Annotated in this window: 7 protein-coding genes; 1 reads left to right on the forward strand and 6 read right to left on the reverse strand. The window is 28.5% G+C overall.

From position 1 onward, the window contains the following. Positions 1-40: 40 nt before the first annotated feature. The 5 genes from BN2920_RS18775 to BN2920_RS18795 form a co-directional block, all read right to left on the reverse strand. Positions 41-739 carry a GntR family transcriptional regulator gene (locus BN2920_RS18775; RefSeq protein WP_058296494.1) on the reverse strand — a complete coding sequence of 233 codons (699 nt, stop codon included), beginning with the start codon at positions 737-739 and terminating at the stop codon, positions 41-43. An 81-nt stretch (positions 740-820) separates the two neighbouring features. Next, positions 821-2,533, reverse strand: coding sequence for a methyl-accepting chemotaxis protein (locus tag BN2920_RS18780; RefSeq protein ID WP_058296495.1), 1,713 nt, complete (start codon positions 2,531-2,533; stop codon positions 821-823). 75 nt (positions 2,534-2,608) lie between these two features. Further along, positions 2,609-5,311: a GH36-type glycosyl hydrolase domain-containing protein gene (locus tag BN2920_RS18785; RefSeq protein ID WP_058296496.1), complete on the reverse strand. Its 2,703-nt coding sequence runs from the start codon at positions 5,309-5,311 to the stop codon at positions 2,609-2,611. A gap of 20 nt (positions 5,312-5,331) precedes the next feature. Then, the gene (locus BN2920_RS18790; RefSeq protein WP_058296497.1) at positions 5,332-6,348 is read right to left on the reverse strand and encodes a LacI family DNA-binding transcriptional regulator; all 1,017 of its coding nucleotides are present in this window, start codon (positions 6,346-6,348) and stop codon (positions 5,332-5,334) included. 83 nt (positions 6,349-6,431) lie between these two features. Beyond that, complete coding sequence (locus BN2920_RS18795) at positions 6,432-7,775, reverse strand: glycoside hydrolase family 30 protein (RefSeq protein ID WP_058296498.1); 1,344 nt, start codon at positions 7,773-7,775, stop codon at positions 6,432-6,434. A gap of 123 nt (positions 7,776-7,898) precedes the next feature. On the opposite strand from BN2920_RS18795, the gene BN2920_RS18800 reads away from it, so the two are divergent. Further along, the gene (locus BN2920_RS18800) at positions 7,899-8,921 is read left to right on the forward strand and encodes an IS6 family transposase (RefSeq protein WP_058293044.1); all 1,023 of its coding nucleotides are present in this window, start codon (positions 7,899-7,901) and stop codon (positions 8,919-8,921) included. A gap of 153 nt (positions 8,922-9,074) precedes the next feature. On the opposite strand, the gene BN2920_RS18805 is transcribed toward BN2920_RS18800, so the two are convergent. Beyond that, the gene (locus BN2920_RS18805) at positions 9,075-12,215 is read right to left on the reverse strand and encodes a hypothetical protein (protein WP_058296499.1); all 3,141 of its coding nucleotides are present in this window, start codon (positions 12,213-12,215) and stop codon (positions 9,075-9,077) included. Positions 12,216-12,293: the final 78 nt, after the last annotated feature.

A 12,293-nucleotide genomic window follows, 5' to 3' on the forward strand; every position in this document is an offset into this window, starting at 1 on the left:
TATGACAAAAATTATTTTTTATCGTATATCAGATTTTATTTTAGTTAATATTATATAATTTTATTTTTAAGTAATTATATTTTTCTATTGAATAATCAAATGCCTTTCCATTACTTAAATATACCACATTCTCTAAATTTAAACTTGGATCATTTTCTTCTAAATTTAGAAATTCTGCATCTTCTTTACTTAACTTCTCAGTACTTATTACTCTATTAGCAAAACCAATATTGAGCTTTAAATCTTCTGTAATATATTTAAAAATGGATCCCAAACATATTTCATTATTCAAATAACATATAACATCTTTATTATAATATGATTCTTCAATTTCTATTGGCTCCCCATCTAAGTATCTAATACGTTTTACATAATAAATTTTAGTTTCTGGCGAACAATTTAATTTTTCAATTATTTTTTCAGTTGGATCAATTAAAGATAGTTCAATAACTTTTGTTGCTATTTTGTCTGCAGAAAAGTTTTTTGTTAGTCCTGTCATATTCATAACATTTACAAAGCCATTATAAAAAAAATCTCTTAAGAATACACCACTACCTTGTACTCTATAGACATATCCATTGCTAACTAAAACATCTATAGCTTTTCTTATAGTATTTTTACTTACTTGAAATACTTTCATCAATTCTTCTTCTGTTGGCAACTTTTTATCATCATTATATTTTCTTTCTATAATTTCCTTCTCTAATGTCTTAGCAACAAATTCATACTTAGGCTGCATTTATTCTCCCTCTTCCAAACAAATAGTATATGATATAATATTCATTATATCATATACTATATGTGTATATCTATAACCATCTTACTTTCTAAATTTATTAATCATTTCATCCAAAACAATTGATTGTGTTTTTAAATGCTCACTAGATTCTGCACTCTTTTCTGATACTTTTGAATTTTCATTTATAACTTCTACAATCTGAGCTATTCCTTTATCAATACTTTCAATAGCAAGTGCTTGTTCATTTGATGCCACCGTTATATCATTTATTAAATTTATTGTAACATCTGACTGTTTAACACATTCTGTCAATGTATTAGCCGCATTAATTGCTAATGACTTTCCATTATATATGGCTATCATTGAATCATTTATTATTTTCTTTGTACTTTTAGCAGCATTTGAGCTTTGATCTGCTAAATTTCTTACCTCATTAGCTACAATAGAAAAACTTTTTCCTGCTTCGCCTGCCCTAGCAGCTTCTATAGATGCATTTAATGCAAGTAGATTAGTTTGTTCTGAAATCTCATCAATTGTTTGCATAATATTTATAATGTTTTTTGATGAGCTTTCAATTTCATTCATAGCATTTAATAGAGTGTTCATTTGATTGTTGCTCTTTCCTATATTTTCAACTAAATAATTAGTTACATCATTAACATTTGTAGCATCTTCGGTATTTTTCTTTACTTGTCCATTTATTTTATTAATAGACACTGATAATTCATTAACTACACTAGTCTGTTCAAGGCTTCCTTTATATAATACTTCTGCTATATCAGAAACTTGTTTTGAATTTTCTGTTATTTCAATTGCTGACTGTTTAAATTCTGAAAATACATGTGTTAATGATTTTAAAATATTCTCTAATGAGCTTCTTATTTGAATAAATTCTCCTTTATATTCTTGTTCTATTTTACAATTAAATTTTCCTAAAGAAATATCTCCTAATACTTCTGAAATCTCACTAATGTATCCTTTAAGAGTAGTTATCATAACCGAAAATGAAGATACTAACTCTCCAATCTCATCATTAGAATCTATTTCTAAATCAACATTCAACTCTCCATTAGCTAACTTTTTAGCTATAATATTCATCTTTTCTATGGGATTACCTATTATATCTGATATATATCTTGATAACTGCAATGCAAATAATACTGATATACCTATTGATACTATAATAATCCCTATAAAAATGGTTCTTAAAATATTTAATTTAGTCACTAAATTATTACATTGATCAATCTTTGTATCCAATAGCTTTGAAATATCTACTGTAAGCAAATCCATTGAAGGATTCCCTTGTAATCTTAACAACTCAGCAGCTTGATCACTTTTTCTTTCTAATCCTAAATCTATAATTCTTTGTTTGACTTTTTCATACTCCTGTATATCATCTTTTATATTATTAAAAGTTTCCTTTTCTTCAAGTTCTTTATTTGTCTTTTCTATTAGAGATAATAATTCTTTAATATCATCATCACACTTCTGTATATCTTCCTGCATTGAAGTTATTCTCTTCTGATCTATAGAATCTTGGCTTCCTATGATTATAATTTCCTTAATCATAGAATATGAATGTTCTACTCTTATGCCCAGTTTTCCAATTTCACCTTGAGAAAAACCATACTCATTAATTGCATACTGGTAATTATCGTTTATTTTTTGTAGAAATATTATACTCAAACATGATGTTAAAGCTCCTATAATTACTATTATTAAAAAAGACTTTATCAATTTCTTTTTAATAGGTAAATTTCTTATCCCCTTAATATTTATAAGATCTCTCATAGGACCTCCCTCTGACTTTTGAAATTAGACATCTAACATAGCATCTTCATATTCTATGATATTTTCATATAAAAATTATTCTAATATAACTTTAATATTGTGAGTCTTTCCTTCATCAAGTAAAATAATATCCTTTTTATATATAACCGAATAGTTTTCAGAATTATATTTATTATTATCTAAATAAATTTCTTTAATACTGTATTCATTAAATTCTTTTGAAGCTTCATTAATATATTCAATATGAAATCTTCTTTCTGCAAAAGTCATATTTATTGCTGCCTTATAATTTTCATCAAATTGCTTTAAAAGAAGTTTAGGTTCAAGCTTTAAATCTCCCATATCTCCCTTTACTCCAAACATCTCAGTCAATACAGTTAATATCAACCAACTAGCAGAACCAGTTAAATAGTGATACATACCTCTTCCTCTAGAATTTATATACTCTGGTACTCCAGGATATATTCTGCTTATTTCAAATTTATTACAATGGCTGTAAAGAGAATCAATAACCTTAAAGCCCTCCTCTACAAATCCTCTTTTATATAGAGCATTAGCATACATTATTGCCATATGGCTGAATACTGCACCATTTTCTTTATGACCATATGCAAATCCAAACATTCTCCCAAGATCTGTTTTAACTTCATTAAAGTCCGTATTTAGCTTATATCCCCCTACAGACTCATCATACAAATAATTATCACATGCTTTTATTATGCTTCTTACCTGCTCTTCATTTGCAGTATTGCTCATTATTGTGAATACTTGTCCTGTAAGCATCATACGAGTTTCATTTCCAGTTCCACCTTCAACTCTTCTTCCATTATTATCATAATATCCATTAAACCAGCTAAATTCTTCTTCATTTGAAATCCACTCATTTTTTCGTATATGCTCTTTAAGCCATTTTGCTTTTCCCTTAATGTCTTCTATCAATGTATCACAATCTATTTCAATAACTTTTCCAGTTATTGAATGTTTGCATTTTTCGCAATATTTTTTTAATACTTTAAGTTTTTTATCTACAGAATTATATTCAACTGTATTTACATTTAAAAGAATCTGAATTTCTTCAGCTAATTGAATATTTTTTATATTCATTTTATCTTTTATTACTTTTAACAACTCTGCGATATCCTCAAGATTTTCTGCATATAATGCTGAAAATGCTACACTTTCTCCCCTCTCACTTGCCATATCTAATGCATCATTCCAATCTGCTCCATGAAGCCTTAAAACATTATGTTCCCCTACATCATAAAACGCCGTTAAATGCTGAATTAATAAATGCTCAAGAATATTTCCTTCATATGTCTCTCCGTCTTCTGTTAATTGATTGTTTCCTTGTTCTAAATTCCATAGATTATCTTTTTCTTCGCCTCTTATAACCTGAAGATCTTTAAAATAAAGTTGCTTTTCTAATAGAAACTCAATATCACCACTTTGTTCTATATAGAGCTTTGTTGTTAAAAATGGCCATGCACCATGATCCATCCATACACGAGTAATGTTATTTCTATCAGCTATAAATTCTCCCTGCTTATTTCCTATTATAGTAGCATTTGTTCCATCAAAACGTATCCCTCCAAAATTATCTAACAACATCTGTCTTACATTCTCTGGATCCATAGCTAAAAGTGCAAGACAATCCTGCCATAAATCTCTCCATCCTCTTCCGCCTTTTCCATAATCGTGATGAGGCAAGAAAGAACACCCATATATCCTTCTAAGCATTGGCTGAAAATTAACCCAATACATCCAGTTATCAAATTCAGAATCTTTGGTTTTATATGATATGTTTATTTTATTATTCCAATATAATTTAGTCTCTTCTAACGAACTATCGAAATCGGTTTCTTTCAAGACATCATTTGAAATACTTTCTATATCCCTTTTAGATTCTCCAAATGCCATGGCTGCTATATATGTCTTTGATTGGCCTGGCTCGATTATTATATCATTGAACCTTATAGCTCCAATTGCTTCATATCCTTCAAACTTTTCATTAGACTTCACATCAAATTTTTTGTTTATTATTATAGTTTCTGGTGCCTCAAAAGAACCACCTTCCCCTATATAGTCTTCTACTAAAGGACAAAATCCAATTGGTTTTTTTCCATCATCCTCCGCCGAAACAATACCATAAACTATAGTATTCTTCTTATGACCTCTCTCATCAAATGTTAATGTCGGATTAACTATTACTCCATAATCTGTTGTTTCTATTCTATGCAATAATGAAGTTACATGTTTATGATCTCTAACATTATCTGCAGAGCGAGCATAAAATGGTATTGCTGCTGTTGGCGTTATTTTTTTCCCTTCATTACTTATGTTGGTAATTGTAACTTTCATAAGTTCAACTTTTTTGTTATTACTAGGAACAAATGATGTAACCTCACTCTTTATTCCTATATTTTGAGATTCTCTAGTAATTTTATGCCACATTATTCCGGCTTCAAGTTTTGTATTTTCCTTGTTTTTATCAAATACCTCATATTTTTGTTTACCTGATGCACCTGTTATAGACCATGCTCCATACCCTTCAATATATATCCAGAAATTTCTTGATGATTTATTATTGTGTAATTCTTCTGCACTTACAGGTGCAAGTAAAAATGTATTTTGACTCATCTTGCAATCACCATTTAGAGTTGGTGTTAAACTTGACATTACTCCACATTCATTTGCTATTGGAAAATACATATAGCTATTAATCTCTGGATTTTCCAATAAAAATGTTCCTTGATTATCTATAAATTTATATTTGTTCACAATTCCACCTTCTTAAATAATTAATCTATTTTTCTACAGGACTCTCTTTCAATTAGTTCAACTGGAATTACCTTATTTATTTTTAATTTTTCTTTTTTATTTATCTGCTCTATCAATATGTCTACAGCAGCCTTTCCAATTTCTTGACAATTCTGTCTTATTGTTGTTAACTTTGGTGTAACATATTTTGCTATTTCAATATTATCAAACCCTATTACCGATATATCTTCCGGAACTCTAAGACCAGCATCTTTTATAGCATCAATAGCTCCTATTGCTAACTTATCTCCTGATGCAAATACAGCTGTCGGTCTATCCTTAAGCGATAGTAATTCCTTCATTGCATCATATCCACCACTAACATCAAAGTTTACTCCATCTACAATATATCCTTCTGGTATATCCAAATTTAGCTTTTTCATAACTTCTATATATGTCTTCTTCCTTATACTGCTAGGCCAGTTATCTGCTTGTGCAACACCTTGAATATGTGCAATCTTTCTATGTCCTAACTTATATAAATAATTTAAAGCTAAACTACATCCCTGTACATTATCCGAAGTCACAGTCGATGTATTTTTATTAAACATGTCTATTACTACAATTGGAAAATCACTTTCTATTAACTCAAGGGTTTCTTTATCATTAGGATCAGTACAGATTATAGCAATTCCATCAACACATCTATATTTGAAATATTCCAAAAAAGTATCATTTTTAAGTCTATCATTTTTAGATCCAAATAATAATGAATATCCATACTTATCTGACTGTCTCTTAAAGGCTTCTATTACGCCTGAAAAGAAAGGGTGATTAAGTCCAACTCCTAAGTCTTCAAAATATACAATACCTAATGTCCACGTTTTTTTAGTTGACAAAAACTGAGCTTGAGAATTCGGAAGAAAGTTTTCTTCTTCAAGTATCTTTTTTATTTTTGCTCTAGTTTTATCGCTTACATCAGGATAATTATTTATTACTTTGGATACTGTTGTTGGTGAAACACCTGCTATTTTTGCTATTTCATATATTGTGCTCACAATATCTCATCCTTTCTTTTCTAAAGTATCTATTAATTCTAATTATACAGAATTTATAAAAAAAGCACTACATGACATTTTTGCTATTTATTTTCCACAAATGTATATATAGAATGTGCTTTTAATTTTATGTTATAAACTTCATCATCTATATTTATACTCACTATTTTGTTTTCATCATTTTCATTCATTATAACAATACATAAAGTATTATCTTCATTAATACAGCTTAATGCATATAATTTTTCACCACTAACATTGCTTTCAACTCTAACTGCATTAGGCTTTATAAACTTACTAAAATGTGCTATATAATAGAATGAACTATTATAATATACTTCTTTTTCTTTTGTATCTACTATTATTGGTGCATCACAGAAATTTCCGACATGATTTGGACCACCAGTCTCATCAAGTACTATATTCCAATCAATCCATGCTTCTGTATAATTATTTAAATCTCCGATTATATTTCTTCCATATCTTTCTCCAGTATCCCATGAGCCTAAATGAACTCCACCTTCTTGACATCCTTCTGTAAAAATTATATGTTTATCAGGAAATTCATCATGTATTTTTGATAAGTTAGAAAACTCTTCTGACATATACCAGTGTATACCTGTCCCATATATATATTTCGAAGCTTCTTTATCTTCAAGTACAATTTTTGCTCTTTCATAAGCGATATCTCTGTTATGATCCCATATTATTATCTTTTTATCTTGTAAGTTGTTTTTATGAAATGTTGGTCCTAAATAATTTTTAACAAAGTCTCGTTCTTCTTCTGCAGTATACTCACAGGAATCCCAGACTTGTATTGCTGCTGGTTCATTTTGAACTGTTACAGCCCATATATCTATATTTTTTTCTTTCATTTTTTCTATATATTTAACATAGTAATCTGCCCATAATTGCATAAACTCTGGCTTAAGCTTTCCCCCATTATTCATTTCTCCATTTGTTTTCATATATGCAGGAGGACTCCACGGACTTGCTAAAATACTTAAATTATTATTACTTATCTCTTTAACTTCTCTAACTAATGGTAATACATATTTTTCATCTCTATCTAAAGAGAAAGTCTCTAATGTCATATCCTTTTCTTCTACATAAGTATAATTTCCCAATGAGAAATCACAGCTATTTATATGAAGTCTTGCGAATTTATATCCTATTCCTTCTCCACTATCATAATATGAATTTAGAACTTCCTTTTTGGTTTTTTCATCAAGTTTTGATAATGTATAAGCACTTGCTTCTGTAAGTGCACCTCCAAAACCAAGTATTTTTTGATACTTAGTCTTAGTATTTACTTTAACACTGTTAGATGACGATTTTATATCTTTTATTAGCATTTCCTCTAAATTATATTTTTTTATTTTTTCCTGTTCCTCTTTGTGCGTTAAATATACATCATACTTTTTCATATTGATCCTCCTTGTTTATAAAATCGTTCTGTTAAGTTATATGAACATTGCTCTTCTCAACACTAGAAAATATAATAAGTTTGACTAGAACCAATTATCCCCCTAGAAAAGGAGAGAAGAACAATGAACAAAACTAAAGTAAAATGTCCTCGCTGTCACTCTGACCAACTATATAAGTTTGGTTTGGATAAGCAGGCTAACCAAAAATATCAATGTAAGAACTGCAAACGCCAATTCGCTCCTGACTCTGTCAGCATGCCGAAGAAATCAAAATACCCCACGTGTCCTAAATGTGGTAAATCTACATTCTTACATCATTCTTATAAGCACTATAATCGATATAAATGTGGCAATAAAAAATGTAATCATGTAATTGTACATCATCATAATTTAAATATTGATGATGCATCTAGTGAAAAGCTAACCGGCTCCCTTTCTATGAAAGGAATGCGCTTTCCGTTACATATTATTCTTACAGCATTGACATTATATTTCTTAAATAATACATCAACACGAGCTATTGCACATTTCCTACATACAACAGCAAATATAAAAGTATCCCATGTAACCATAGCGAGTTGGGCTCATAAATTTGCACCATTCTTCAATCTGAAAGCTGATTCCTTTAAAGATCAGTTAAATCTTCAATCTGACGATTGGCACGCTGATGAAACTGTTGTATTTATAAATGGCGAAAAGTATTATCTATGGCTTGCTATAGACTCAGAAACACGCTTCATATTAGCATTTCATCTTACGAAATCACGTAGTGAAGATTCTGCTTTTACTCTAATTAATCAAGCTAAAAAGTTTGGTGAACCTAGTAATTTCATTACTGATAGATTGCCTTCATATAATCAAGCTGTAGCTAAAGTTTTGCCAAATACTAAGCATATTCCTGTAGCACCAATGTCCAGTGATACAAGTAATAATCTTATAGAATCTTTCAATAAAACTTTTAAAGCTTGGTATAAAGCTAAAAAAGGCTTTAATTCATTCGAGAAAGCTAATAACTTAATATCTGTATTTATCTTTCACTATAACTTTATAAGACCTCATGGATCATTAAACAATCATACTCCAGCTGAAGTTGCCGGCTTCGCTAGCGATAGCAAATCTAAACATTCTTGGTTTGTTGCTGCTTAATTTAGTTAATCAATATCTTTGATTAACCTGCAAAAATCCTATTTATTGCAAGCTTGTTTGCCATGCAATAAATTAATCAAACTTATATAATTTTCAAAGAGCGAGTAATTCTACGAAATGTTAAGCTATTTTTTCATAACAACCTAACAGAATCTATAAAATTATAGCTTCTATTTCTTTTACTTGTCTTCCCCTAATCTTTTCAGCATATTCTCCACATACTTCGCTACCATTAATTACTTTTATGCTGCCATCTAAGTCTACTATCTTTAATTCTTTTATAGTTCCCTTATTTTCTCCATAAGTATTTTTATCGTTCTTATTGATGTAAGTAAGTTTTATGCTTCCAAGTAATGTTGTTGTTAAAATATTACTTTTAAAGAAATCCTTATTTAGTATTGGATTTAATTTAAATTTCAGAATATTATTTTCATAAGTAAATAGCTTCATTCCTACCATCATTATTTTCCATATATTAAGCATCTCTACTGTTGTACCACTTAATCTTGCCACAAATCCTCTGCCATGATTCTTGGGATCAGGGTTACTACTACTTGCAATAAATGATGAATTTTCTAATATACTTCGTCCATATACCTCTGGATTCATGAAAGGTGGCATTACATTTTTAATATCCTCAAAAAATTCTTCATACAATCCATTTTTTATAAGCTCTAATACATATTTAAATTCCATATGCATAAATATTGATTCTCTTTCAAGCCATCCGGCTGTAAATGTTCTTGCTCTACCAATCTCAAACGAAACATTTTCTAATGACTCTGACGTCTTGTACATTTTTAGTTTATTATCATAAACATCACTGTATCTTATTGTGTCATATACTTGTAATTTTTCACCTTCATCTAATTCTGTTTTTAAATATCTAGCTACTCCTTCTAAAAACATTGGTAAAAATCTCACTTTAAAACTAATAGGTTTAATTTCTTTCCTATCATTTACTTCATATTCTTCAACTTCGTATTCTATAAATGTAGGAATTTTTTCATCATTCATTCTTTTTATTTCTTCAATTCCTAAATCAATTTTACAAAGCATTCTTTCAATTAAATCATCTATTTTATCTTTATTAATTGATTTATTTTTTCCACTAACTGTATACATTGTTTTCTCTCTATAGTTCTCTCTTACAGTTGATACTTTATCCCAGTAATTAAACTGATCTAAGTCATTCTTTAAATGTGCAATTAACAGCTTATTCACCTCATTAATTGCATCGAAAAATTCAACTGGTATCTCTAAATCTTCATCTATAATATTTAGATTTTCTTTTATGAACAATAATAACCTTTTTAGTTCTGCTGTCTCTGCAAAACTAGAGCCTAGTAATCCTGGAAGCCCATTCATAGCATCATTCCAGCCTGGTTTTCCTGCTTCCATTTCAATACCAAATCCCATATTATCTAATGTCATGAATTTTATTCCAGCTAACATGAATAGTTTTGTATAAAGGTTAACTTTATACAAGTTCCCATTCTCATCGTAAACCCATTGCTTTGTAGGTTCTTTTTTACCTAAGCATATATATTGTCTTACTTTATCATTGTCTAATTCATACTTTTCTCTTCTTGGAAGTACATATTCTGGCGAATTATAAAATTTATATTCTTTATCACCAACTAAAAGATCTTTTATTCTATCTGGATATATATTCAAATATTCTTCAATTAAATCTAAGTTATATGTCCAGTGATCAATCCAAAAGCCTTCTCCAAAATCTGCTTCTGTTTCTTCTCTAGCAATCTTTATTATTTTTTCTAATAAAGATTTTCTTTCCTCATGTTCCAAACCATTAATTTTTGTTAATTCAGAATATAATTCTCCCACACTAAATTTCTCTTCTATTATTTTCTCTAAATTGCATCTGTATTTACTTATAATTTCTAATACTTCTTGCTTATTTTCATCTTCTATATAGAATTTTTTTCCCTTAATAACCAAAGGATTGTATCCATCTAGTTGTATTAATTCGTTAAAAATCTTTATATTTTCTCTTTCTGTAAATGGATGAATATCTACATCCATTCTTCTATTTTGATTTACATCCCTAAAATTTCCGTTCCCTTGGGAATAGTAATTTGGTTCTATGCTAAAAAAATTATAGTCTCTTTCTAAATCTCCATGTTTTCTTGAATATACATAATAAACTTTATTTCCTATTTCTAAAGGATATCCCCCTCTTAATACATTATCTATATAGCACTGTTTTATATATTCATCAAATAATGGATAAGCACTTACTGTCTCTACACACTTACTAATCTCATTTATAATTTCATTATTTTCTCCAATTTTGTTTTCAAAGTAATTTATATCTGTTAATTTATCTTGTGATTCATATATCTCATCGATAGAATTCATATATCCTATATAACTATATATTTCTATGGCTTCCTTAGCTTTTAATATTTTACTAGAACCAGTAAATGCACATGGAACTTTATTGTAACTAATATTTTTTTCTCTTATCTTATCAACACTCTTTTTATAAAATTCTATTGGCTCTTTTAATGAAGTATCATATCCAAATATATTTTCTGGATCTACTATAAGATCTAATGGCTTTTCTTCTTTATCAAAAGCTAAATAAAAATATCCATTATTTATTTCATCCATTTTTGTTGAATCACCTGTTGATGATCTTACTTTGTATATTGCAGTATTATTTTCATTAATTTCACCTTGCATCCAGCTTCTTAATGTATTACCTATTTCTTTATATTCTATATTTTTTGAACCATATGGTAATACTGATGTTAAACCGTCTAAAACTTCAACTTTAATAGTTTCATGTGATTCATTTACTATTTCAACTTTTCTTCCTAACGCTGCAAATTTTTCATTTGGTATAGTAAAATATGTCACTATTGTTTTTATGTTAAGTTTTTTATTAATTTCAATCAATTTTAATTCATTATTTTTAATCTTTAACTTTCTACTTGTATTATTCTCTCTATCAACTGAAAAAGGCTCAATTATCTTTTCATTTTTATCGTTTTTTATTTTTATGAATGTTCTAAATCCATTTGTATAAACCATTTTATAGGCTTCATTTGCTGGAAAAAATTCCATTATGCAATTATCCTTATCTCTTATACCAATACTACTTATAGCTTGCCCTCTATTAACATAAAATGACCACATTGGTATTCCTTCTACTCCTGCTATACCTGCTAGAAAGCTAGAAAAAGAATGTTTTTTATCATAATCTTCTATTGTATAAAATCCTAGTTCATCTATATAATCATCTTTTATTATATTTTTTGTATTCATAAAACACCTCTTACTTTATTTGATTTTCATAATATTCCTTTTCTAATACTTCATAAAAAATCTTTTCAAAGTATAAAT

Source organism: Clostridium neonatale (genome assembly GCF_001458595.1).
GTDB lineage: Bacteria > Bacillota > Clostridia > Clostridiales > Clostridiaceae > Clostridium > Clostridium neonatale.

Excerpts from the sequence above, each read along its gene's own strand:
- BN2920_RS18800 (WP_058293044.1), top strand. The coding sequence starts at position 7,899 with ATGAACAAAACTAAAGTAAAATGTCCTCGCTGTCACTCTGACCAACTA.
- BN2920_RS18805 (WP_058296499.1), bottom strand. The coding sequence starts at position 12,215 with ATGAATACAAAAAATATAATAAAAGATGATTATATAGATGAACTAGGA.
- BN2920_RS18775 (WP_058296494.1), bottom strand. The coding sequence starts at position 739 with ATGCAGCCTAAGTATGAATTTGTTGCTAAGACATTAGAGAAGGAAATT.
- BN2920_RS18795 (WP_058296498.1), bottom strand. The coding sequence starts at position 7,775 with ATGAAAAAGTATGATGTATATTTAACGCACAAAGAGGAACAGGAAAAA.
- BN2920_RS18780 (WP_058296495.1), bottom strand. The coding sequence starts at position 2,533 with ATGAGAGATCTTATAAATATTAAGGGGATAAGAAATTTACCTATTAAA.